Origin of the sequence: Bacteroides sp. 90-K9/2 (assembly GCF_047310725.1) — a bacterium.
GTDB classification, from domain to species: Bacteria; Bacteroidota; Bacteroidia; order Bacteroidales; family Bacteroidaceae; genus Bacteroides; species Bacteroides vicugnae.
In genome coordinates, this window is the sequence record NZ_JBCGVL010000006.1 from 115,421 (window position 1) to 139,282 (window position 23,862).

Here is a 23,862-nt window from a genome sequence, read left to right on the forward strand (position 1 = left end):
CCAAAGACCTATCCTCTTCATATAAAGTTGTGATGAAGATGTAATGCTATTTGGTATTATTTACTACTTTTGCCCAAACAAAGATAAGAGTCCATCCTAATAAATAGACTTGCATTTCAGACTTGATTACGCAGTTATGATAAGAAAACGTATTTATCTCACAGCCGCAATATTCCTGCTTGTGGTAAGCTTTTCCGCTTACTACCTCTATCGTGTGAACCGCTCCGCACGCAGCCGTCTGGAGTATGCCAACGGACTCATTGAAGTGAATCCACGAAAAGCACTGGAAGATGTGGAACAGATAAACCGTACTTTCTTGAGCGAAAGGAACTACATGATGTGCGATTTAGTAAAAGCCGGTGCTCTCATCGGCATACAGGAATATCTTGTGCCGGATTCGCTACTTAACATCGTCAGTCCTTACTTCAAATATAAAGCGGACTCATTACACCTGACGGAAATATATTACTACCGGGGCGAGATAGCCCGCCACTCTAATTTCCTGCTCGAAGCCGTAGAATATTTCACCCTCTGCACACAATACAACAACGATGTGTACGATCTTCGCGAACTAAACTTCTACCTCAACAACTTCAAAGGGCAGGTTTACCACACTAAGCACATGATGAAAAAAGAGAAAGAGGCCAAACTCGCCGCCCTCTCTCTAGCCAGGGAACTAAACAATCCCTCTCTCATTGCCGAAGCCTACTCTGAACTCACCCACTATTACGCCCGGACAAATGATGGCGATGAGAGTATTCCTCTGCTCAAAACAGCTTCTATGAAAGGCTACTCCGGCTCCTTGCAAGCCCGGTTATTATTCCTCCTTAGCGAAAAATATGCCGACAAGCACATGTCCGACTCCGCTCGTATCTATGCTCTGCAAATCCCGCATTTATATCAGGACTCGGTCGACTATCTGCTCGGCAAGATACATTCCGATCTTCAACAAATCGATTCCGCTCGTTTTTACCTAAACCGAAGCAGTCAGAGTAATAACCCCTTTATCTGCCTGAAAACCTATCGCCAGTTGACAGATCTGAATATACGTACCGGTTCTCTCAATGGTGTATCAGACTGCTTGGAAAGACTGACGCACTATCAAGCACAGATAGACAGCATCGCTTATAACGAGGACCTTGCTCAAATAGAGAATGTGGATAAACTTCGAAAAACGATCCGTGACTCCGAAGTCGCAGAGGCAGAATACTACCGGTACTGGGTCTTCTATTGCCGGATTATTGTCATTGCTTTTACCGTCATCCTCATTCTAATGTCTATCTCCATCATTCTGCAAAAGAAGAAAAAAAACCTACAACTGAAACGTCAGCAATCACGCCTTGACGCACTGAAGATGCAGATAGACCCGCATTTTATATTCAATAATCTCAGCATCCTGCTCGACCTGGTAGAGACGGGAGATGCCACAGCTCCCATCTACATCAAATGTCTCTCCAAAGTTTACCGGCATATCGTAGCTAATGTAGATAAGAATCTTTCATCCGTTACCGATGAATTATCCAGTCTGGAGGCTTATATCTTCCTACTCAAAATACGGTTTGAGGATGCCATACAGGTAGAAGTACAAGTTCAGGACGCTATCCGCGAGAGACAGATCCCTCCCATTGTATTGCAGATGTTACTGGAGAATGCTATCAAGCACAATCAAGTGTCGGAAGAAACACCGCTATTCATCCGTGTATATTCTGATGGGAACAAATTGGTAGTGGAAAACAACTGCAAACCTCTTACTCCGAACTCTTCCACCCACCACATCGGGCTGCGAAATATCAAAGAGCGGTATCAGCTCACTGGTGCTCCCGCCCCTGAAATCTATCAGGATGAACACATCTATCGTGTCACCCTTTCAACGCTTTAAACGAAATGATAAATTCCATGAAAGTTCTGATTATAGAAGACGAAAACCACAGTGCCGAACGCCTGCAACGTTACATCTGTGCACTGCACCCTGATTACGAAATTTCCGGCATCACCAAAAGTATTGTCCAAAGCATAGATTTCCTCCAACGGGAGCAGCCGGACCTGATATTCTCCGACATCCGCCTACAGGATGGATTAAGTTTCGACATTTTCCGTCAAGTGGAGATAGTCTCGCCCATCATTTTCACCACTGCCTATGACCAGTATGCTATACAGGCATTTAAATTCAATAGTATCGACTATTTGCTGAAGCCTATCGACTCGGATGAATTGGAAGCAGCTATACAAAAAGCGATAGAAAGAATATCCCCCTCATCTCCTACTACCACTGCCCCGAATCTGGAACAGCTGTTGGAATACCTGAGTGGGGCTATTCCCACCCCTCATTATCGGGAAAGATTTCTGGTATCCCGCAGAGACGAATATATCACTATCGAAGTCCAAAACGTCTGTTTCATCCACTCTCAACAGAACATAACCCGCCTTTATCTGACGGATGGCACCTCTGCCACCATTCCTTCCACATTGGACCAACTGGAAAAGGAAATGAACCCTACTTCTTTCTTCCGTGCAAACCGCCAGCATATGATACAGGTGGGACACATTAAGAAAGTCAGCAACTGGTTCAACTATAAATTAAAGGTAGAAATGAACGGATATCCGCAGGAGGAAATTCTGATAAGCCGGGAGAAAGCTGCCACATTCAAGAAATGGCTGGACAGATAACGACTGACTAGCTCTATAATCAATGATTTGCTGGGGTGTCATACCGAAAGATCAGGACACCCTGCAAACACTGGCAGTACATAGTACAACAACACACTACACAACTACAACCTATAGAAGTAATAATCCGGAAATTCTAACGAAAAATCCGAAAAACCACTAATCATAATAATAAAATACCGGCACTTTTTTCTTTAATGCTGGGATGTACATTTCATCCTGTTTTATCAGATTATCCACGAAAGTGACATCAAAGCCCGTAATATCGAACCAATTCTTATAACAAAGTACCAGATTTAATCTATCAGCAAACCAACGAGTTACGAGGAGTAGAAAAGAAAAACGGAGAGAGCTTTTCAACTTTCTCCGCTTCAGTACCCAGACCCGAACTACTTAATTTCCATTCAGTTATACTCTATTAAAACAAAATCATCTATTAATCAACCATTTACCTTTCTTTATATGGATAACAAATGTAACTAAATATAATAATAGCACCAAAAAGTTTCAGTAAAGGTTTCAGTAATTACAGAATTTTACTATCTTTGTTATCAAGATATTAAAATGATATAGATATGGCAGTTACATTCAATTTTGAGCTCAATAACAGAGCCAGCAAAAATAAGACCTATGCAGTCTTATTGCGTATCACTCAAAACAAAAAGCATAAAAGAATTAAAACATCGATTTCAGTCAGTAGAAAAACAGACTTTAACAAAGATGCCAAACAAGGAAATTGGATAAGGCAAAGAGAGCCAAATTATGAAGCTTGGAATGCAACCTTAGCTCAAGAATTAGAAAGGGCAAGAAAAACCTATCAAGAATTAAAAGAAGATGGATTGGCAACTACTGAAAAAATTGCTGCTGAAATGGTAGCAGGAGAAAGGACGTCATCATTCTTTCAATATGCTAAACAACGAACAAAAGAGATATACGATGCAGGAAGTTATAGAAATTGGAAAAAATATAACGGCTTCTGCAACAAATTAGAATCATTTCTAAAAAGCAAAAAAGCAAAGGATCTAACTTTTGCAGAACTTACCCCTGCTTTTCTTTCTAAGTTTGAAGCCTACATGCACACTTTGCACAATGAGAGAGAACATGAAAAAAAACTTCATCCAAACACTATACAAGTCAACTTCAATATATTTAAAACATTAGTAAAAAGAGCTATTGAGGTAGAAGGACTTATGAAACCTGAAAAAAATCCTTTTTTATCATATTCATACAAAGGAGTAAGTACTACAAAAGACAAATTAGATGAGGCTGAAATCGAAAAAATAATAAATCTCGATTTAGAGGCAGGGACTTTATTATGGCATTGCAGAAATTATTTTCTTTTCTCATTCTATTGCGCAGGTATACGAGCAGGAGATTTTATTCAATTACGATGGTGTAACATTACTAGCGATGGCAGACTTCACTATCAAATGGGGAAAAACCATAAAGATAGAGATTTGGTATTAGTAAAACAGGCTAAAGATATACTTTCCCATTATTACCAAAAAGAAATAAAAGCGACAGATTATATCTTTCCCTTATTAGATGCTTCCGAACCTTATTCAAAAGCCATTAGTCAGGAAGAAAAGGATACACTACCTACAGAGCTGAAAATAAAGTTATTCAATCAAATTTCATCAAAAAATGCACTAATCAATAAATATTTAAAGAAACTTGCAAAGATGGCAGAGATTGAAAAAAAACTATCCTTTCACATTAGTCGACATTCATTTGCTAAAGTAGCTAAACAAAGAGGAACTGACAATGCCAACCTGAAAGACCTATTAGCTCATTCTTCAATGAAAGTTACAGAAGGGTATATGGGAGGCTTTGATACGGCTGAAAACGATAGAGCATTACAACACATTTTTCAGAAAGAAGAGTCTTCCTCAAAAGACGAGCTAATTAAGCTACTTAACAATATGAGTTCCGAAGAAATAAATAGCCTCATCAAGCAAATCAAGAGATAAAAATTATTATCCTTTTTAAACACAATAAAAATATGAGAACAAAATATTTAGAGAATTATATCATTACAAAGAATATGCAAAGTCTGAATTTATTAACACTTATTAAAGACGAGTTGAAGCAATTCTTTCCAACCACAGATATAGGTAAAACAACAATTGAATACTACATAAAAGAATTGCAAGATAAAATAGGTATTGAGTATATAAAGACCTTAGCTCAAAAGTACAACGTCGTCATTTTCGAAGATTTATACCCTTTCTTAATAGGAATACAAGATTTTGATAAAAGAGACAGAATATTGAGAAATGAAGTTAAAGCATTAGATAGAAAAACTTATAAAGAAAGTAAAAATAGACTTAATACAATCCGCATGGCTAAATGTTTTAGAGAAGAAAATGTCAATATTAAAACCAAACGTTATCCAACAATAGAGTCTAAAAACAAAGAATACAACCATTATATATCTGACCAAATACTTAAAAAATTATTTCGAGAAAATAAAGATTTGTATTGTAATGAACTTAAATGGAATGAAGAAAAAAATATTATAGAAGATAATGAAATAGATATGCTGGTAGAAGTTGAGAAAAAGATGATTGAAGCTTATGAATTGTTAGATGCCGATAATGAAAGAGAAATCGCTATCGAGATAAAAAGATTAGCCAAACTCTTACATGAGATCGATTTTATGAATGACATATTGAACAATGAAGGTGACCATTTCAATCCTAAAATCAAACAAGAATACAATGACACATGGGCTAATACTGAAAAATCATGCTTTATAGTTGACTTACTCGTATATTTTAATGTTTTAGAGCCATATTTTAAAGACAAAACATCACAAGAGAAATATCAATATATAAAATCTAAACTAAAGCAAGCTAATAAGTTTCTTTCTAAAGTTTAAACTATTTATTAATATTCAGCAGGTTATAAAACTAGGTTTTCATGATAATGTAAAACCTAAATAAAGAAACTATTTTTCTGGTTTACATTGTATTATAACGCAATACTTTTGCAACAAGGAAATAAAACAAAGACAGTACGTTCTGTTCGGGATGTTTATATTCTTATTCATGATTAAATACAATGAACCATCAGCCACAATGGTCATTTTACCACAAGAGATATGGGAAAATGTTACCACGACTTTAATAGAGCTAAAAGACTATATTAAAGAAAAGAAACAAGATGAAGTCGGTAACCAATGGATTGATTCTACAGAAGCGAGAAAGCTCTTAAAAGTCAGCCCTAAGACATGGCAAACTTATCGTGATGAACGAAGAATACCTTTCAGCCAGTTTGGTAGAAAAATCTATGTCAAGAGAGCCGACTTAGAAAAATTCATGGAACAGCATTATATCTGCGCTAGAGATCAGAAAGGAGGGATTGCATGAATGTTCAATTTATTAAATGCATCCTCCAAGAAGCCACTTATGTTAAAAAAGAGGGAACTAAAACTAGCTACCTTTGGCATTCAGGAATGAAAAATCTTCCTAAGACATTAACTATTAGCAAGGAAGAACTTTCTAAAATCGCAAGAAAAGGTCGAAACCTTCTGCATCCAGTCGCAGGACAAATGTTAGGCTGTTTTACAAAAAATGAAGAATCACCTCTAAAACAAAATGCACCATACAAAATAAGAACTCAAATATGGAGTATAGATGAATATCCCCTTTTTATTGGATATGGAAGTATTGGCATTAGTAATAATGAAGGTAAAATTACAAAAGAATCAGATTTAGGAGATTTGGTCATACTATACACTTCTGATGATTGGCAATCTATTCGTATCTATTATTTTACAGGAATGATTACTAATTTAAACGAGGTTATGGAATATCTATCAACAACCATTTAAAAGAAACAAAGAGTGGGAGCTTCACAGCCTCCACTCTTTTAAGATATTAAAATGATTGATTATATAGATATAACCAAGCACCTTGAGAACAAAGTTACAATTAATTTTGCACACTTACAACCCGAAGCAACTTATAATTCAGGTTGGGAAAAATACGTTCTAAAAGGATGCACACATTTAAAAGTGTGGATAAATCAACAACTTTCTCTAGTGAGGATCAAAGGAAGTATTCCATATTTCTTTCAAGGTCATAATTTCATTTTTTGCAATAAGTCTTTTAATGAAGCCATCAAGTACTTAAATAATATACTCAACTGCAACTTCTGGGATGCAACTGTTAATGCATTTGAATATGGAATCATATTTGAAGTACCAACTAAACCAAGCGAGTATATCCAGCATCATAGAGAAAGATCTCAAGAAAGACTTATTTTATATGAAAAACCCCAAGATAAAGGCAGTTTTAGATGGTGGAAAGACAAATATGTAAAACTCAAAATGTATGATGCTGGAAAAAACATTATACACAAACAAGGATTATCCATGAAAGAGATTATTAAAAAAGAGGGCTGGAACCCTTCCTTATATTATCTCAAATGGGAAGTACATTATACAAAGCCTCATCTAGCACTTAATAAAGGCAAAGCTATTAAATTAGCCGACCTTGTTAATCCCCAATGGACGAAAACCTTGAATGAGAATTTGTTAATTCAATATCAGAGATTAAATCCATTAAGAACTATAAAGTCACCACTAAAAAAGAAAGATATTTCAACTGCTGACATTTTAATGTTAGAATGTGTTGAATGCTACATTAATCAAGGATATTCGATAAAAGAAATTAAAAAGAAACTTTATAAGAGAATAGACACTTATAATGTATTATCTGAAAGTGATAAAAAGGCAAGAAAAAGGCAGATAAGTAGTATTACATCCAAACTTAACGAATCAGAAATAAGCGAGTGGGATTTATCTGAATTAATTTCAAATAATTTATTCCACTCAAGAACATAGGCAGGTCACATATTATTATATTATATATTAAATATATAACTATGTCTAGTATATTTATTCTTTTATCAAAAACTTTTCATATTTTTGCATCGTATACAACAGTCGTGTTGAATTACTATTTATGAAACATAGCGTTTTGCTATTGGACTTGCTTTAAGAAAACTACCACTTTTCAAACCAATACAAGGACAATAGGCACACAAAACGCCTACGCTTAAGCGTGGGTGGTGCTTATTTGTATTGGTGGGTATGTGGTAGTACCTCTTAAAGCAAATAATGTACAACTCACGCTCTTTTTATGTTTAGACGTGAGGTAAGTATTGATTTGATTTACTTTATGTTTAACTATAAAAAGAAAAGTTATGAAAAAGATTCTATTCACAATCGTTGTCACATTAGTATTTATAGGATGCAGTAAAGAGTCCACTATTGAGCAACCGTCCAAAGAAGTTGAGGTATCGTTAGATTTCTCTTTCACAGAATCAGGCAGTATGACTAGGGCTAGAAGTACTGCCTATACAGACTTCTATAACAAGTACATTAAGACTAAACAGTTAACTCCTAAAAATTTTGATTTGACATTTACGAACAAAGAAACAGGAGCGATTGCTACAATCAAAGGAAATTGGAATAAAAAACATTCCTTCAAACTATTAACTGGAGAATATGAAGTAACAGGTACTTCTCATCCTTCTACAGTTTATTATATGTCTTGCATAGATTCCCTATACCTTGCTTTTAAGGAAAACATCACTATAACAAACAACACAGAAAACATAACATTAAACGCACAATATGATTCTTTTATGTTGATGTTTGACAAAAGTGATAAGACGCAAATAGAATATTGTTCAGGTGGTGGCGGTACAGCTTCATTAGAAAGTACCAATTTGAAAACTATAGATGATCTATATTATGCTTTCTTTTGTGAGTTGCGAGGAAATGTGAAATTTCTTCGTATAACCCGAAATAAACAAACTTCTACCATAGATTTAGATAAAACACCTTTTGAAAAAGGGAAATATTACTATTTCAATGATATAGACAATTCTTTCAATCTTCCTCCAATGGAAGAAGGAAATTAGGAATATATTTAACGATAAAAGAAGTATGATGATTACCTTTCTATAATTATAGACAACAATTGGTTTACATTATCCAATATGTAATCTGCATATCAATTTTAACATACTTAATAACAAATCAATAAGCCATGAAAAAAAATATTCTAGCACTGCTTTTTCTACTATTTCAAACATCAGTATTTTCACAAATACTAGGAGATGAAAACATATGCATCATTAAAGATAAACTATCCAAGAATACTCACTGGGAACTTATTCATAAATGGATTTCGCAATCCAACCATATAGTTGACTATCAAAGTGAAATTCAAGGAAGAACAATACTAAAAGGGATACGTAAAGGAATCGTCTTCAACTACGTACTTAACCTAGAAATTAAATATACTTTTTTAGTTGATTGTAGAGATAACGAATATAAGATAAATTTTCTAAGAATAGAAGTTCATCCACAACCCACAGGTCATAATCTATTTGGGTTTAACAGTAAAGATCTTGAAAAGATGATAAAAGAGACCGAGTTTCTAAGAGATATAAACATGTTACATAGCACTAATTCGACATGGATTATCAATGAGACATTTTATAGTGAAGCTAAAAGGATAAACACAAAGTTTAAAGAAAACAGTTCCGAATTAGAGCGATTATCAACAATCGTTAACAACCCAAATTCCTCCAGAAAGGAAAAAAAAGAATGTAGACGATTGTATGAAAAGATAAAAAAAGAATATGACGAATACGAACTAAAAGATAAAATTTACAGAAATATAAGTAGCAATATCGAATCATTAAAATACAGTATCTCTAGTGATATAATAAAAAGTATGGAAAGCATAGATAGATTCTAATCATGAAAACTGTTTTATTATTACTACTATTTACAATAGAAGCACATGCACAATATTCAAAAAGAGGTGAAGTAATTCAATGTTTAGCATTAGCGCAACCTGTAAATTGGTACCCAGAGAATAACAATAGTCCTAAAACTATTCATAATCAATTTGTATATATTACCTTTTTTCCAAATAAGATCATAGTGACAGATGATGATTTTAACGAAAAACTAAAGATACATTATGAACAGATGGGAACTATAGGTGAATATTATCTATATGCTCAAGATGAAAAGAATTTCTTTATTATAAATAAGGATATAAAAGCTTGTGGCTACACTTTAAATGGTCATACCATTTTTACAGCAGCAATCGACCCTATAAAAACCCTAACATTAATAAATGCATTAGAGTTACAAAAAAACGATCCTAACTCAAAGGATAATACAAAAGAGCAATCACATTTATACATCCCTGTGAAATACAAAGAGGTTATTACTGAACAAAATAGCAACCATAGCACTATTCCCAAAATTGAATATTTTATAATACATGCGAATCATGATATCACAATAAAAGAAAAGGATGATATAGAAAAAACATACAGAAAAATAAAAGTGTTCAATAGCCCCAAAGGTGATATTATAAAAACAGATAAAGGATTAATAATAACCTATAGAAAAAGTGATTCTGATATTATTTATATAGATAACGGACTATTATTAAGATATCCTATTGACGCAAATAAAAATCTGAAAAAATAAAAAACAAACCTGCATTTTATACAAAGGGGAGTGAAGTTCATCCCCCTCCCCTTTATATTACTCCCCCCTTCTCTTATTTTAGACCATTTTATATATGAGGAATATAATGCGTCACCAGAATAGAGAAAGTCGCTAAAATGCCAATATATTATAGCTCAAATAAGTATTAAACAGCCAATCATAATAGGATAGCTTCTATTTTGTACTTCAATTCACTCACATAGATTTCCAAATACTTCCAAGCAGCTATTTCTCATAAAAGTTTCAGTAATGTTTCAGCAGAAAAAGACAAAACCTCCATAAAAGCTTAATATTCAGCTCGTTATGAAGGTTTCTTCGTACCCAGACCCGGGGTCGAACCGGGATGGAAGTGAATCCACTGGTGTTTGAGACCAGCGCGTCTACCGATTCCGCCATCTGGGCGCATACTTGATTTCTCAATTGCGGTGCAAAGATACGACATTATTTTGAATCCACAATAGTTTGGCAAAAAAAAGGAGAAAAAAATAATAAAACATATCTTAAACACTTCTCTATTCAGAGAATAAACCGTACATTAGCAGAAACTTTAAAATAGAGTCACTATCATGACAAACCAGGATAATTATTGCGTGATTATGGGTGGCGGCATTGGAAGCCGCTTCTGGCCGTTTAGCCGCAAAACATTGCCCAAACAATTCTTAGATTTCTTCGGAACGGGTCGTTCACTTTTACAGCAGACTTTTGACCGGTTCCAAAAGGTTATTCCAACAGAAAACATTTTCATCGTTACCAATGCAATGTATGCAGACTTAGTGAAGGAACAATTGCCAAAAGTAAGCGAAAGCCAAATTCTGCTGGAACCTGCAAGACGGAATACGGCTCCATGTATAGCATGGGCCTCTTACCACATCCGGGCACTGAATCCAAACGCCAATATCGTAGTTGCACCTTCAGACCATTTAATTTTAAAAGAAGATGAGTTTCTTGCCGCTATTGAAAAAGGACTTGAATTTGTTTCACGCTCTGAAAAACTACTAACATTAGGTATTAAACCCAATCGTCCGGAAACAGGATATGGATATATACAAATAGATGAACCCGCAGGTGAAAACTTCTACAAAGTAAAAACATTCACTGAAAAACCGGAACTGGAATTAGCTAAAGTATTCGTAGAAAGCGGAGAATTTTACTGGAATTCCGGACTGTTTATGTGGAATGTAAATACAATCATCAAAGCAAATGAAGATTTGTTGCCTGAATTAGCTTCCAAACTGGCACCGGGAAAAGATATTTATGCCACCGATAAGGAAAAAGCATTTATTGAAGAAAATTTCCCCGCATGTCCTAATGTATCCATCGATTTCGGTATTATGGAAAAAGCGGACAACGTGTATGTATCGTTAGGAGATTTTGGCTGGTCTGATCTTGGAACCTGGGGATCACTTTATGATTTATCGGAAAGGGATTCAGAAGGCAATGTTACTCTGAAATGCCATTCGCTTATTTATAATAGTAAAGATAACATGGTAGTACTTCCAAAAGGAAAACTGGCCGTAATTGATGGATTGGAAGGATTTCTAATAGCAGAATCAGACAACGTTCTTTTAATCTGCCGCAAAGATGAAGAACATGCCATCCGTAAATATGTGAATGACGCCCAAATGCAACTGGGTGATGATTTCATTTAGCAGCGCGCAGCACTTAACCCGCCACAGCAAAAACCGGATAAGACAATAATACAAATAATGAACGGTGAACTCTCTGCAAACAATCATGCAGTTCGTTCACCGTTCACCGTTTATTATATTGAAAAACTTTGTGTGTCTTTAAGCAATCACAGGTCCTAGATAATTTCTATTCCCTGCTCTTTACAAAGTTGCAATCCCAGATCTTTCAATCTGAACTTCTGAATCTTTCCACTACCTGTCATCGGGAACTCATTCACAAAGAATATATATTTCGGAATCTTATAACGGGATATTTTATTTCTGCAAAAATCACGAACATCGGCTTCCTGCATTTTCACACCTTTCTGCAAGATAATAAATGCTCCGACTGCCTCACCGTATTTCTTAGAAGGAATACCTGCCACCTGAACATCTTTCACTCCATCAAGTTTATAAAGAAACTCCTCTATTTCGCGCGGATAAATATTCTCACCACCCCGGATAATCATATCCTTAATGCGTCCGGTAATCCGGTAATTTCCATCTTCATCCTTGATACCCAAGTCACCGGAATGCAGGAAGTTGTTTTCATCGATCACTTCTGCCGTTGCTTCCGGATTTTTATAATATCCTTTCATGGTGTTATATCCACGGTTGCACATCTCACCTTGTACGCCAACCGGACATTCTTCACCAGTTTCCGGGTCGATCACTTTTACTTCCGTAAATTCAAAATCACGCCCTACCGTATTACAACGTACATCAAACGGATCATCAATACGAGAAGCTGTCATACCCGGTGCAGCCTCTGTCAGTCCATACACACTAGTCACCTTCATATACATTTTCTCTTCTACCTGCTTCATCAGTTCGACAGGACACAGAGAACCTGCCATAATACCTGTACGAAGACAAGACATATCAAAGAGATCAAACATCGGATGATGCAACTCGGCAATAAACATAGTCGGTACTCCATAAAGAGCCGTGCAACGTTCTTTATGAATGGAAGCCAATACAATCAGCGGATCGAAACGTTCCACCATTACCTGCGTACAACCATGAGTCAGACAGTTCATGGTAGCCAACACCACTCCGAAACAATGGAATAACGGAACACAGCAGCAAAGTTTATCATCTGCCGTGAACTTCATGTGTTCACCAGTCAGAAATCCATTATTGGCAATATTATAATGTGTCAGCATTACTCCCTTCGGAAAACCGGTAGTTCCCGACGTATATTGCATATTCACCACATCGTGACAATCCACCTTGCTTTTGAGTTCGCTCAAACAATCATCTTTCACATTATTTCCCAATAACAGAATCTCCGCTGTATTATACATACCCCGATGTTTCTCCTGCCCTACATACACTACATTTCTCATGTACGGAAAACGTTCACTCTTCAAATGTCCGCGTTCACAGGTTTTCAATTCGGGAAGCATTGTATAGGTCATCTGCACAAAGTCACTGTCCTTCTCGCCATTCACGATACAAAGCGTATGCATATCCGAATCCTGGCAAAGATACTCCAACTCCGATTGTTTATAGTTCGTATTCACAGTAACATATACCGCACCGATCTTCGCACAAGCATACAACAATGTCAACCAATCGGGAACATTAGCCGCCCAGATACCCACATGGGTACCACGTTCCACACCAATGGCGATAAGCCCTTTCGCCATATCATCCACACGACGGTTTAACTGGCTCCAGGTAAAACGGAGATTGCGGTCGGAATAAACGATATATTCCTTATCGGGAGTCTCTTCAGCCCAGTGCTCGAGCCACTGTCCCAAAGTACGATCAAATAATTGCATGGGATTCTTTCTATACTTAATACTTTATACTTAATACTTAACTCAAATCGGCGTGTAAACTACTGCCAGGATTTTTGCAGCCTGCCCCTCGTAAGCATGTACATGATGAGGAACAATGGAATCATAATAAATGCTATCACCCTCTTCCAACAAATAGGTATTCTTACCGTAGCTGATTTCCATGATACCTTCCATAACCATGATAAACTCCTCCCCTTCATGAGAAGAAAGCACGAAGTCGGTATCCTCCGTTGGCATCACATCGATAATAAACGGTTCCATATGACGATCTGCCTTTGACTTGGACAACGAGTGATATTCCATGTGTTTGCGAGAATGAATCGCGTTATTGGAAAAACTAATCGCATCTTTGGCTTCTTTCTTACGACATACCACCGGTCCGACTTCATCCTGGTCATCAAGAAAAGTCCCCAGACGTACTCCCAACACACGCGCTATTTTAATTAGCGGTGCAAGAGAAGGTATATCAATATTATTCTCAATACGTTCAACTTGTTCGATAGCCAAACCCGAACGTTGTGCCAACTCTTCTATGCTTATTGATTTATCTTCGCGGAGGGCTTTAATCTTTTCGCCAACAATCTTACTTGTATCCATTTTGAAAGCATTTTAGTTATCAAAGGTGATAAATTATAATAATTAAGTTGCAAAAATAGCAAAATCTTTAGATGGACACAATTATAACTGAAGAAAATACGACTGTCAGGAAGAAAAAGAAGAAACTAAAAAAGCCGCTCCTCTATAATGAGGAACGGCTCTTAATCTTTTCGCGACAAGTAGATTACTTACGCAAACCGAGCTCTTTAACAATAGCACGATATCTTTCGATATCTCTTGCCTTCAGGTAATCGAGCAAGCGACGACGCTTACCTACCAACATTGTTAACGCTCTTTCAGTACTATAATCTTTTCTGTTGAGCTTCATGTGCTCAGTCAGGTGAGAAATACGGTAGGAAAACAAAGCCACCTGGGCCTCAGCTGAGCCGGTATCAGTGTTAGACTTTCCGTACTTTCCGAAGATTTCTTGCTTTTTAGCAGCGTCTAAATACATAATTCTTAGAATTTTAATTGATAAATTATTCTTTTGAGCGTGCAAAGATAGGCATTATCTTTATATCACACAACGATTTACAAGAAAAAATTGCTATCATTGCATATATTTCTAATCCTATTTTCGTACCTTTGCAGCCAAATAATAGGTATTATATGCAAAATATTCGAAACATTGCAATCATTGCCCATGTTGACCATGGGAAAACAACGCTGGTTGACAAAATGCTATTGGCCGGAAATTTATTCCGCAGCAACCAAAATAGTGGTGAACTTATCCTGGATAACAACGATTTGGAACGTGAACGTGGTATAACGATTCTCTCCAAAAACGTATCCATCAATTACAACGGTACAAAAATTAATATTATTGATACTCCGGGACACAGCGACTTCGGTGGTGAGGTAGAACGCGTATTGAATATGGCCGACGGTTGTATTCTGTTGGTAGACGCCTTCGAAGGTCCGATGCCCCAGACTCGTTTCGTACTGCAAAAGGCGCTGGAAATCGGTTTGAAACCTATCGTGGTAGTTAATAAGGTAGATAAGCCTAACTGCCGTCCGGAAGAGGTTTACGAAATGGTTTTCGATTTGATGTTCAGCCTGAACGCAACGGAAGACCAGCTGGACTTCCCCGTAATCTACGGTTCCGCCAAAAACAACTGGATGAGCACCGACTGGAAGCAACAGACTGACAGTATTACTCCGCTATTGGATTGTATCATCGAAAATATTCCGGCACCCAAACAACTGGAAGGCACTCCCCAGATGTTGATTACTTCTCTGGATTATTCTTCTTATACCGGTCGTATCGCCGTAGGTCGCGTACATCGCGGTACATTAAAAGAAGGTATGAATATAACGCTTGCGAAACGCAACGGCGATATGTTCAAGAGCAAAATCAAAGAACTCCATGTTTTCGAAGGTTTAGGCCGCGTGAAAACAAGTGAAGTCTCTTCCGGTGACATCTGCGCACTGGTAGGTATCGACGGATTCGAGATTGGAGATACAGTTTGTGATTTTGAGAATCCGGAAGCATTGCCGCCAATCGCTATTGATGAGCCGACCATGAGTATGTTGTTTGCGATCAACGATTCTCCTTTCTTCGGCAAGGATGGTAAGTTTGTGACTTCACGCCACATCCATGACCGCCTGATGAAAGAACTCGATAAGAACTTGGCTCTCCGTGTAAGAAAGAGTGAGGAAGACGGTAAATGGATTGTTTCCGGTCGTGGCGTACTCCACCTCTCTGTATTGATCGAAACAATGCGTCGTGAGGGTTACGAATTACAGGTGGGTCAGCCGCAGGTTATCTTCAAAGAAATCGACGGTGTGAAATGCGAGCCGATTGAAGAGTTGACCATCAATGTACCGGAAGAATATTCCAGCAAGATTATTGATATGGTTACCCGTCGTAAAGGCGAGATGGTGAAGATGGAAAACACGGGCGAACGTATCAATCTCGAATTCGATATGCCTTCTCGTGGTATCATCGGATTGCGTACCAATGTACTGACTGCTTCTGCCGGTGAAGCCATCATGGCACACCGCTTCAAAGAATATCAGCCGCACAAAGGAGAAATCGAACGTCGTACGAACGGTTCTATGATTGCTATGGAAAGTGGAACAGCTTTCGCTTATGCCATCGACAAATTGCAGGATCGCGGTAAGTTCTTTATCTTCCCGCAGGATGATGTTTATGCAGGACAAGTAGTAGGTGAGCATTCTCACGACAACGACCTGGTTATCAATGTTACCAAATCGAAGAAGTTGACGAATATGCGTGCTTCCGGTTCGGATGATAAAGTACGTCTGATTCCACCTATCCAGTTCTCACTCGAAGAAGCACTGGAGTATATCAAGGAAGACGAGTATGTAGAAGTTACCCCTAAAGCAATGCGTATGCGTAAAGTGATTTTGGACGAAATTGAACGTAAACGTGCAAACAAGAACTAACCATTCTTTCATAATATTATATAGAAATCCCGGTTAAACGCAGTGTTTAACCGGGATTTTCTTTTTCCTATAAGCATTACTAATACAGCAACAATCCTACCACACCCGCCAGACAAATCAATAGAATAGGATGAAGATTCCATTTCCATGTAACCCCAAAGGCGACTGCGAAAATACCGATGCTTTTATAGTCCATAAAATTCTCTCTATTCATCATAAGCAATGCAGCAGAAGCAATCAGGGCGACTGACATAGGAAGCAGTCCGGACATAGCCGCTTTAATATACTTATTATCCTTACACTTCGCAAAGAAATAAGAAATGAGCAATACCAAAATAAAAGAAGGCAAACAAACGGCTACAGTGGCCAACACAGCTCCCCAAACACTTTGTGTTACCGCATAGCCTACGTACGTAGCACTATTTATACCAATCGGTCCCGGAGTCATCTGCGAAATTGCGACCACATCCGTAAACTGTTGAGGAGTCAGCCAATGATGGAGATCCACTATCTCATGTTGAATCAGGGAAAGCATCGCATATCCACCCCCAAAACCGAACATACCTATTTTAAGATACACCCAAAGTAATTGCCAATATATCATACCTGTTTATTCGCTATTTTTTCCTTCAACCATAATGTATATACCAATCCCCCTATAATTCCGGCCAATACAATATAAATAGGTGATAAGCCAAACTGCCAGATCAACACGGTAGCTATGGCAGGAGCAACCAACTGAAAATACTTCAGTTTCAAAGCTCTTGCAGCAGAAATACAAGGAAACAGAATCAATGCTACTACGGCAGGACGTATTCCATTAAAGATGCGAATCATCACTTCATTATCCTGAAACCGTGCAAAAAACATGGCTATCAGCATCATGATAACGAAAGAAGGAAGAATCGTAGCCAATGCACACACCAGACTCCCACCCACCTTATACAACTTATATCCTACGAAGATAGAAATATTCACCGCAAACACCCCCGGAAGTGACTGTGTCAAAGCAAACATCTCCATAAATTCTTCCTTACCCATCCATTGTTTGGCAACAATCTCCCGTTCAATCAACGGAATCATGGCATAACCACCACCAATAGTAAACATTCCAATCTTCGCAAATGTCACGAATAATTTTAAATACTCCAGTACCATCCTCTCTTTCTAACTTTCCGATATTTTGCGTTTAATTTTTAATGAGCCCTTTGGCTGCATCATATCTAATCTGATAACTGTGTCCTTTCACTGTTTTAAAGGAGATAGTCTGATCCGCATACTTTATAACACAGTTGCCTCCTGCATTAGAGCGCACAACAGCTTCCTTCAACAGATGATTCTCCCAAATCATATCCACCTCAAAATTTCCTTTTGCACAGATACCACTGATAGAACCATCTTTCCATGCATCCGGCAAAGCCGGTAATAATTGAATAAAGCCCATATGACTTTGGAGCAACATTTCGGTAATTCCCGCTGTCCCGCCAAAGTTTCCATCAATCTGGAAAGGCGGATGCGTATCCCACAAATTATCCATGGTTCCGTTCTTCAATAAATTGCCGAATAAAGTATAAGCATGATTACCATCCTGCAAACGCGCCCACTGATTCAACTTCCAACCCATACTCCAACCGGTAGCACCATCACCACGATGCACCAATACTACTTTAGCAGCTTTCGCCAGTTCGGGAGTAGTGACCGGAGAAACCGTATGCCCCGGATGCAGACCGAACAAATGATTCACATGACGATGTTCATCTTTCGGATCATCAATATCCACCGACCATTCCATCAACTGACCATAACGACCTATTTGATAGGGAACGAGATTGGCAAGCACATGCTCCCACTGCTTACGTTCTTTCTTATCTACACCCAACACTTTGCTTGCCTCAATCGCATCCATCAGAATTTCACGCACCACGGCATGCACAAAAGTAGCTCCCTGATCGATAGGACCATGTTCGGGCGAAGTGGACGGAGCAGCCGTATAGGTTCCATCCGGCTTATGCCACAGGTAATCGACTGCAAAATCGGCACTACTCTTAATCAGTTCATAACCGGTTTCTTTCAGAAATTTCAAGTTTCTTGTATAGTCGTAATACTCCCAGATATGGGTAGCCAGCCAAGGACCTGCCATCGGATTGAAGTTCCACGACATATCCTGACTTTCCAACGGAGTGGTAAAGCCAAAAATATTGCCTGAGATAGATGCCGTCCATCCTCTAGCACCGAAATAAGCCTGTGCAGTCTTCTCGCCCGGTTTCACGAGCGTACGGATAAAGTCAATCAACGGAAGCACGCACTCATTCAAGTTGGTAGAACAAGCAGGCCAATAATTCATCTGGATATTGATGTTATTATGATAATCCACACGCCACGGCCCATCAACATTATTGTGCCAGATCCCCTGCAGATTGGCAGGCATATTGCCCGGACGGGAACTGGCAATCAGGAGATAACGTCCAAATTGATAATACAACTCTTCCAGATAATAATCCGGTTGTCCTTTCCGATAATTTTTCAGACGTTGAGAAGTAGGCAGGTTCACTCCTTTCACCGCTGGATTCAGATTCAGCCGGACCCGGTTGAACAGAGTAGCATAATCATTATAATGCTGATTGAATAAAGCAGTATATCCCTGCGCCACTGCGTTATTCATCCACTGCTTTGTAGTTTCTTCGGGATTAACGCCTATATATGTTTTCGGATCTTTGAAATCCGGATCAAAGTTAATCTTATAGTCAGTGTCCGCTGTGACATAAAATACAACTTCGTCTGCATCCTTCACCGTCAACTTTCCATCTGCATTAGACAGTGTTCCTCCTTTCGCTTCTGCCCGGATGCGAACAACATATTCCATTCCATTATTATCCAAAGAAGCTGTGTAAACCAATCCTTTATTTCCATCAGAAGCCATGCTGCCGATAGACAGGGGATTGGGCGCATAACTGAAAACCAGATTTTGTTTCCCCGGTTGATCCGCGCTAAAACGTACCACCATTACATTGGCAGGGTAAGAGATAAAAAAGTTACGTTGATAAGCCACACGATCCTTTTTGAATTGCACGACTGCCATAGCCGAATCCAAAGACAGAATGCGCTTATAATCGCTCATTCCTATCATATTCAGTCCGGTTTCTACATAAAACTCTCCCATTGTAGTAAAGCTGCCGAAACGGAAAGGATTTTCTCCGTCAGCTTCATACGATACTTCACTATTGAAGTTCTGCCGCGTCAGCATTTCAGCCTTTTTCTGATCTCCTTCTGTAAATGCTTTGCGTATTTCATCTAAAAGATGGGCCGATTGCTTATTGACATTCCAATAATAGTCCGCACCTTTCGCTGTGTTCGGACCACCGCGCCAAAGCGTTTTTTCATTGAAAGTGATACGCTCGGCTTCCACCGATCCCATAATATTTGCGCCGAGGCTGCCGTTACCAATAGGCAATGACTGTGCCTCCCAACTGGCATCCAGATTACGTCCGCTTCCTGCTGTTACCGGTTTATTTTCACCTTTCCACAAATCCGGTCTTCCGCCATACCAGGCAGCATACCCCTGCAAAGTATTGGGAGTGTCAAACCAGATGGAAAGTCCTTGAGTATAATCGGTTTCTCCGGCATAAAGCCCGGAGGTAAGGAATAAGGAACTGATAAGAAGGAAATAAAATTTCTTCATGGTCGTCGCGTCGTTATTTAAGATTAATAACCCATTTATAGTCTGTACAAAAGTAGTCAAAATATGCTTCTATTAAAAATAAAGTACCGTCTTATATTTTCAAAAACATTCCATGTTTATACATCATTCGTTATATCAGGAATACAATCAAATAGTTGGCAAAGCTAAACCACACTGCATAGTAGTTTCCCATATACTGTTCCAACCCATAACTGACAGATGCAATCAGATATCCGGTCGCTATAGCCTGCAAGGTATCGGAATAGTATTAGTTAATAATTAGAAATCCTAATAAAGATACAACAAATTGAAGCTATATCAAACCCGACAGTATTTTTTTCACGACCCAATACCCGACTCTGGCTTCTGAAATCCCCGACAGCAACCGATGAGGACAGACAAATGAATCATCAATAATTTCTGCTTCCATATAATAAAAGCAACAGGAAGAATCCTTTTCAAAGGCTTTCGCATATTCCAGAATATGTGTTGATATCAAAAAATGACAATGAGAGAAACCTTTCAATAATTCATTGACGGCAACGGAAGCCTCGAACGCATCTTTAGCATTCGTCCCGCGAAACATCTCATCCAATACCACCAAACAGTGTTTTCCGGTTAAAGCTTTTTGCATCACTTCTTTTATACGAAGCACTTCCGCCATAAAATGACTTCGTCCGTCCCGCAAAGAATCCGGCAGATTAATAGAGGTATAAATTCCCTCGTAAAGAGGACAAATCATCGATTTCACAGGAACAGGCAAACCGCAATGTGCCAACCAGACAGCCAAGGTCAATGCTTTTAAAGTTGTTGACTTCCCTGCCATATTAGAGCCTGTAAAAATGCATATATTCCCTCGGGACATCTGCCAACTGTTTGGCTGCGCATCTTTCACAAAAGGATGAACGACTCCCTCTACCGAGAAGTCCATTGTCGATACCATTGTCGGCATACAACAAAAGTTCTTCTCTTTTGCCACACGGTGAGCTGTACGGCAAACATCAAGCAGATATATAACAGACAAGAGTTCTTTCAAGGATAACAGCCGAGTACACCGGAACAGATAATCAAACTTGTCTATGACAAAGTTAGACAGTCTTTTTTCTTCATTAGAGGTCTGCTCCAATACTTCCTCCAATTCACTTCCATGGAGAATATTATCGATCATAGCAGCAGATTCTTTCATGAGTTTCGGGGCATCCAGTGGTAACTCTGCCGCCCATTTCTTCAGACAATGCAAGAGATGAACCACTAATTTCACCCCTCTGCAAATCACATAACGGGTCGAATCATACCGCACCAGACGGTCGATAACAGTAGCACATGAAAGTAGAATATGAGCTTCCCGTATCTGGTCACGATAAGCCAGGTAATATTCAATAAAATCCAGCTCTTCTTCATTCAAAAGAAGTTCGGGCAAAGCATCCCATGCAATAGCCTCCTGTCTTTTACGGATTGCCTCCAAATCACTTAATGGATACATAATCCAGTTCAACATCAGGGCTCTTCCTTCTTTTGTCTCTGTTTTGGAAAACAAAGAGAAAAGAAATTGCTCATTACTAGCAGTCTCTGTAATGCTTAGATCCGCATAGGTCTGTTTGTCAGTAGCTAGATATACCATAACTGCCTTTAAAGGTTAGTACTCCCGTTTTGGCAAATATAGGGAAAAGTTTTAAACAGGCAGCATTTATTCCCATAGAAAGGCACAGGCATAAACAAAAAAAGGCGGTTCGAAATCGAACCGCCTTCCATATTATATCTGATTCTCCAATTAGAGTTTCGGACCAGCAGCAACCAAAGCCTTACCAGCTTCGTTACCAGTAAATTTAGCGAAGTTCTTGATGAAACGTCCAGCCAAATCTTTTGCTTTTTCTTCCCATTTGCAAGCACATTCGTAAGTGTCGCGTGGATCAAGGATCTTCGGATCAACACCCGGAAGTTCTGTAGGAACAACAAAGTCGAAGAAAGGAATAACCTTAGTAGGAGCTTTGTCAATAGAACCATCAAGGATAGCATCGATGATACCACGAGTATCTTTGATAGAGATACGTTTGCCAGAACCATTCCATCCTGTGTTAACCAAGTATGCTTTAGCACCAGTCATTTCCATCTTCTTAACCAATTCTTCTGCATATTTAGTCGGGTGCAATGACAAGAAAGCAGCACCGAAGCAAGCAGAGAATGTCGGAGTCGGTTCAGTGATACCACGTTCTGTACCAGCCAATTTAGCTGTAAATCCAGACAAGAAGTAGTATTGAGCCTGTTCCGGGTTCAAGATAGATACCGGAGGCAATACACCGAATGCATCAGCAGACAAGAAGATAACTTGTTTAGCGTGAGGACCTTTAGAAACCGGTTTAACAATGTTTTCGATGTGATAAATAGGATACGAAACGCGAGTGTTTTCAGTCACGCTCTTATCTGTGAAATCAATCTTACCGTTAGCGTCAACTGTTACGTTTTCAAGCAAAGCATCACGTGTGATAGCATTGTAGATATCCGGTTCGCTTTCTTTATCCAGGTTGATAACCTTAGCGTAGCAACCACCTTCGTAGTTGAATACACCTTCGTTATCCCATCCGTGTTCGTCGTCACCGATCAATTTACGTTTCGGGTCAGTAGACAAAGTTGTCTTACCTGTACCAGACAATCCGAAGAAGATAGCAGAGCTAGTTCCTTCCATATCAGTGTTAGCAGAACAGTGCATAGAAGCGATACCACGAAGCGGGTTCATGTAGTTCATGATAGAGAACATACCTTTCTTCATTTCACCACCGTACCAAGTATTCAGGATTACTTGTTCTTTAGTCTTCAGGTTGAATACAGTAGCAGTTTCAGAGTTCAAGCCCAGTTCTTTGTAGTTGTCAACTTTTGCTTTAGAAGCGTTGAAACATACGAAATCAGGTTCTCCGTAGTTAGCAAGTTCTTCAGCAGTCGGGCGGATGAACATGTTAGTTACGAAGTGAGCCTGCCAAGCTACTTCCATAATGAAACGTACTTTCATACGAGTAGCTTCGTTAGCACCACAGAAAGTATCAACAACGAACAAACGTTTGCCGGAAAGTTGTTTTACAGCTTTAGCTTTCAAGTCAGCCCAAGCTTCTTCAGTACATGGTTTGTTGTCGTTTTTGTAATCTTCAGAAGTCCACCATACAGAATCAGCAGAAGCTTCATTCTTAACGAAGAATTTATCTTTAGGAGAACGACCGGTATAGATACCTGTCATCACGTTCACAGCGCCTAATTCAGTTACTTGACCTTTTTCAAAGCCTTCCAGACTCGGTTTTGTTTCTTCAGCGAACAAAACATCATAAGACGGATTGTGCAAAATCTCGGTCACACCTGTGATGCCGTACTTGCTTAAATCTAAATTTGCCATTTTCTTTGAATTAATTAAAATTGGTATTTTGTTTTCTATCTCTTTTCACCTTAACATGGGGAGCTTTGAATACCCCCTTGTAAATCCGGCTACAAAAGTAATACTTT

The 23,862-nt window shown here is 38.6% G+C and carries 20 protein-coding genes and 1 tRNA gene; 12 read left to right on the forward strand and 9 right to left on the reverse strand.

Going from position 1 to position 23,862, the window contains the following annotated elements; translation table 11 throughout:
• The first annotated feature begins 136 nt into the window (after positions 1-136).
• From AAHJ11_RS15040 to AAHJ11_RS15085, 10 genes are all read left to right on the forward strand, one after another.
• Positions 137-1,879: a histidine kinase gene (locus tag AAHJ11_RS15040; protein ID WP_413579755.1), complete on the forward strand. Its 1,743-nt coding sequence runs from the start codon at positions 137-139 to the stop codon at positions 1,877-1,879.
• Positions 1,880-1,896: 17 nt separating this feature from the next.
• Entirely contained in the window at positions 1,897-2,667 is a 771-nt protein-coding gene (locus AAHJ11_RS15045; protein ID WP_148365550.1) for a LytR/AlgR family response regulator transcription factor, read from the forward strand.
• A gap of 575 nt (positions 2,668-3,242) precedes the next feature.
• On the forward strand, positions 3,243-4,637 hold the full coding sequence (locus AAHJ11_RS15050; RefSeq protein ID WP_320996307.1) for a site-specific integrase: 1,395 nt from the start codon (positions 3,243-3,245) through the stop codon (positions 4,635-4,637).
• Positions 4,638-4,669: 32 nt separating this feature from the next.
• The gene (locus tag AAHJ11_RS15055) at positions 4,670-5,548 is read left to right on the forward strand and encodes a hypothetical protein (RefSeq protein WP_320996306.1); all 879 of its coding nucleotides are present in this window, start codon (positions 4,670-4,672) and stop codon (positions 5,546-5,548) included.
• Between the two features lie 169 nt (positions 5,549-5,717).
• Positions 5,718-6,038 (forward strand): helix-turn-helix domain-containing protein, encoded by a 321-nt coding sequence (locus AAHJ11_RS15060; RefSeq protein ID WP_320996305.1) that lies wholly within the window; start codon positions 5,718-5,720, stop codon positions 6,036-6,038.
• Entirely contained in the window at positions 6,035-6,502 is a 468-nt protein-coding gene (locus AAHJ11_RS15065) for a hypothetical protein (RefSeq protein WP_320996304.1), read from the forward strand. Before AAHJ11_RS15060 ends, AAHJ11_RS15065 begins: the two co-directional genes overlap by 4 nt.
• Before the next feature lie 51 nt (positions 6,503-6,553).
• Positions 6,554-7,516: a hypothetical protein gene (locus AAHJ11_RS15070; RefSeq protein ID WP_320996303.1), complete on the forward strand. Its 963-nt coding sequence runs from the start codon at positions 6,554-6,556 to the stop codon at positions 7,514-7,516.
• 362 nt (positions 7,517-7,878) lie between these two features.
• Positions 7,879-8,601, forward strand: coding sequence for a hypothetical protein (locus AAHJ11_RS15075; protein ID WP_320996302.1), 723 nt, complete (start codon positions 7,879-7,881; stop codon positions 8,599-8,601).
• 128 nt (positions 8,602-8,729) lie between these two features.
• Positions 8,730-9,446 (forward strand): hypothetical protein, encoded by a 717-nt coding sequence (locus AAHJ11_RS15080; RefSeq protein ID WP_320996301.1) that lies wholly within the window; start codon positions 8,730-8,732, stop codon positions 9,444-9,446.
• 2 nt (positions 9,447-9,448) lie between these two features.
• Positions 9,449-10,195, forward strand: a complete 747-nt coding sequence (locus AAHJ11_RS15085) for a hypothetical protein (protein ID WP_320996300.1) — start codon at positions 9,449-9,451, stop codon at positions 10,193-10,195.
• A 339-nt stretch (positions 10,196-10,534) separates the two neighbouring features.
• Here the strand turns inward: AAHJ11_RS15085 and AAHJ11_RS15090 are convergent.
• Positions 10,535-10,618 (reverse strand) — tRNA-Leu (locus AAHJ11_RS15090).
• 164 nt (positions 10,619-10,782) lie between these two features.
• On the opposite strand from AAHJ11_RS15090, the gene AAHJ11_RS15095 reads away from it, so the two are divergent.
• Complete coding sequence (locus AAHJ11_RS15095) at positions 10,783-11,865, forward strand: mannose-1-phosphate guanylyltransferase (RefSeq protein ID WP_195650244.1); 1,083 nt, start codon at positions 10,783-10,785, stop codon at positions 11,863-11,865.
• A 155-nt stretch (positions 11,866-12,020) separates the two neighbouring features.
• Here AAHJ11_RS15095 and AAHJ11_RS15100 read toward each other — a convergent pair whose 3' ends face one another.
• The 3 genes from AAHJ11_RS15100 to rpsO all read right to left on the reverse strand — a co-directional run bounded on the left by AAHJ11_RS15100 (position 12,021) and on the right by rpsO (position 14,742).
• Positions 12,021-13,670, reverse strand: a complete 1,650-nt coding sequence (locus tag AAHJ11_RS15100; protein WP_148365552.1) for an AMP-binding protein — start codon at positions 13,668-13,670, stop codon at positions 12,021-12,023.
• A gap of 42 nt (positions 13,671-13,712) precedes the next feature.
• Entirely contained in the window at positions 13,713-14,288 is a 576-nt protein-coding gene (locus AAHJ11_RS15105; RefSeq protein WP_004296396.1) for a helix-turn-helix domain-containing protein, read from the reverse strand.
• 184 nt (positions 14,289-14,472) lie between these two features.
• Positions 14,473-14,742: a 30S ribosomal protein S15 gene (gene rpsO, locus AAHJ11_RS15110; protein ID WP_004296393.1), complete on the reverse strand. Its 270-nt coding sequence runs from the start codon at positions 14,740-14,742 to the stop codon at positions 14,473-14,475.
• A 155-nt stretch (positions 14,743-14,897) separates the two neighbouring features.
• Here rpsO and typA point away from each other — a divergent pair, with 155 nt between their 5' ends.
• Positions 14,898-16,697, forward strand: a complete 1,800-nt coding sequence (gene typA, locus AAHJ11_RS15115) for a translational GTPase TypA (RefSeq protein ID WP_148365553.1) — start codon at positions 14,898-14,900, stop codon at positions 16,695-16,697.
• Positions 16,698-16,776: 79 nt separating this feature from the next.
• On the opposite strand, the gene AAHJ11_RS15120 is transcribed toward typA, so the two are convergent.
• From AAHJ11_RS15120 to pckA, 5 genes are all read right to left on the reverse strand, one after another.
• A complete protein-coding gene (locus tag AAHJ11_RS15120) occupies positions 16,777-17,301 on the reverse strand; it encodes a chromate transporter (protein WP_148365554.1) in 525 nt (174 codons plus the stop codon).
• A complete protein-coding gene (locus AAHJ11_RS15125; protein WP_320975087.1) occupies positions 17,298-17,855 on the reverse strand; it encodes a chromate transporter in 558 nt (185 codons plus the stop codon). The genes AAHJ11_RS15120 and AAHJ11_RS15125 overlap by 4 nt, the downstream gene beginning before the upstream one ends.
• A gap of 31 nt (positions 17,856-17,886) precedes the next feature.
• A complete protein-coding gene (locus AAHJ11_RS15130; protein ID WP_320975086.1) occupies positions 17,887-20,376 on the reverse strand; it encodes a glycosyl hydrolase family 95 catalytic domain-containing protein in 2,490 nt (829 codons plus the stop codon).
• Between the two features lie 313 nt (positions 20,377-20,689).
• The gene (locus AAHJ11_RS15135; RefSeq protein WP_217720992.1) at positions 20,690-21,997 is read right to left on the reverse strand and encodes a MutS-related protein; all 1,308 of its coding nucleotides are present in this window, start codon (positions 21,995-21,997) and stop codon (positions 20,690-20,692) included.
• A 150-nt stretch (positions 21,998-22,147) separates the two neighbouring features.
• A complete protein-coding gene (gene pckA / locus AAHJ11_RS15140; RefSeq protein ID WP_143259220.1) occupies positions 22,148-23,755 on the reverse strand; it encodes a phosphoenolpyruvate carboxykinase (ATP) in 1,608 nt (535 codons plus the stop codon).
• Positions 23,756-23,862 lie beyond the last annotated feature (107 nt).

What these genes read in the sequence shown, in the direction of transcription:
- AAHJ11_RS15095 (WP_195650244.1), top strand. Translation starts at nt 10,783, where the DNA reads ATGACAAACCAGGATAATTATTGCGTGATTATGGGTGGCGGCATTGGA.
- AAHJ11_RS15075 (WP_320996302.1), top strand. Translation starts at nt 7,879, where the DNA reads ATGAAAAAGATTCTATTCACAATCGTTGTCACATTAGTATTTATAGGA.
- AAHJ11_RS15060 (WP_320996305.1), top strand. Translation starts at nt 5,718, where the DNA reads ATGATTAAATACAATGAACCATCAGCCACAATGGTCATTTTACCACAA.
- AAHJ11_RS15055 (WP_320996306.1), top strand. Translation starts at nt 4,670, where the DNA reads ATGAGAACAAAATATTTAGAGAATTATATCATTACAAAGAATATGCAA.
- AAHJ11_RS15125 (WP_320975087.1), bottom strand. Translation starts at nt 17,855, where the DNA reads ATGGTACTGGAGTATTTAAAATTATTCGTGACATTTGCGAAGATTGGA.
- AAHJ11_RS15070 (WP_320996303.1), top strand. Translation starts at nt 6,554, where the DNA reads ATGATTGATTATATAGATATAACCAAGCACCTTGAGAACAAAGTTACA.
- AAHJ11_RS15100 (WP_148365552.1), bottom strand. Translation starts at nt 13,670, where the DNA reads ATGCAATTATTTGATCGTACTTTGGGACAGTGGCTCGAGCACTGGGCT.
- AAHJ11_RS15050 (WP_320996307.1), top strand. Translation starts at nt 3,243, where the DNA reads ATGGCAGTTACATTCAATTTTGAGCTCAATAACAGAGCCAGCAAAAAT.
- AAHJ11_RS15135 (WP_217720992.1), bottom strand. Translation starts at nt 21,997, where the DNA reads ATGGTATATCTAGCTACTGACAAACAGACCTATGCGGATCTAAGCATT.
- AAHJ11_RS15120 (WP_148365554.1), bottom strand. Translation starts at nt 17,301, where the DNA reads ATGATATATTGGCAATTACTTTGGGTGTATCTTAAAATAGGTATGTTC.
- AAHJ11_RS15040 (WP_413579755.1), top strand. Translation starts at nt 137, where the DNA reads ATGATAAGAAAACGTATTTATCTCACAGCCGCAATATTCCTGCTTGTG.
- rpsO (WP_004296393.1), bottom strand. Translation starts at nt 14,742, where the DNA reads ATGTATTTAGACGCTGCTAAAAAGCAAGAAATCTTCGGAAAGTACGGA.
- AAHJ11_RS15085 (WP_320996300.1), top strand. Translation starts at nt 9,449, where the DNA reads ATGAAAACTGTTTTATTATTACTACTATTTACAATAGAAGCACATGCA.
- AAHJ11_RS15065 (WP_320996304.1), top strand. Translation starts at nt 6,035, where the DNA reads ATGAATGTTCAATTTATTAAATGCATCCTCCAAGAAGCCACTTATGTT.
- AAHJ11_RS15130 (WP_320975086.1), bottom strand. Translation starts at nt 20,376, where the DNA reads ATGAAGAAATTTTATTTCCTTCTTATCAGTTCCTTATTCCTTACCTCC.
- typA (WP_148365553.1), top strand. Translation starts at nt 14,898, where the DNA reads ATGCAAAATATTCGAAACATTGCAATCATTGCCCATGTTGACCATGGG.
- AAHJ11_RS15045 (WP_148365550.1), top strand. Translation starts at nt 1,897, where the DNA reads ATGAAAGTTCTGATTATAGAAGACGAAAACCACAGTGCCGAACGCCTG.
- AAHJ11_RS15080 (WP_320996301.1), top strand. Translation starts at nt 8,730, where the DNA reads ATGAAAAAAAATATTCTAGCACTGCTTTTTCTACTATTTCAAACATCA.
- AAHJ11_RS15105 (WP_004296396.1), bottom strand. Translation starts at nt 14,288, where the DNA reads ATGGATACAAGTAAGATTGTTGGCGAAAAGATTAAAGCCCTCCGCGAA.
- pckA (WP_143259220.1), bottom strand. Translation starts at nt 23,755, where the DNA reads ATGGCAAATTTAGATTTAAGCAAGTACGGCATCACAGGTGTGACCGAG.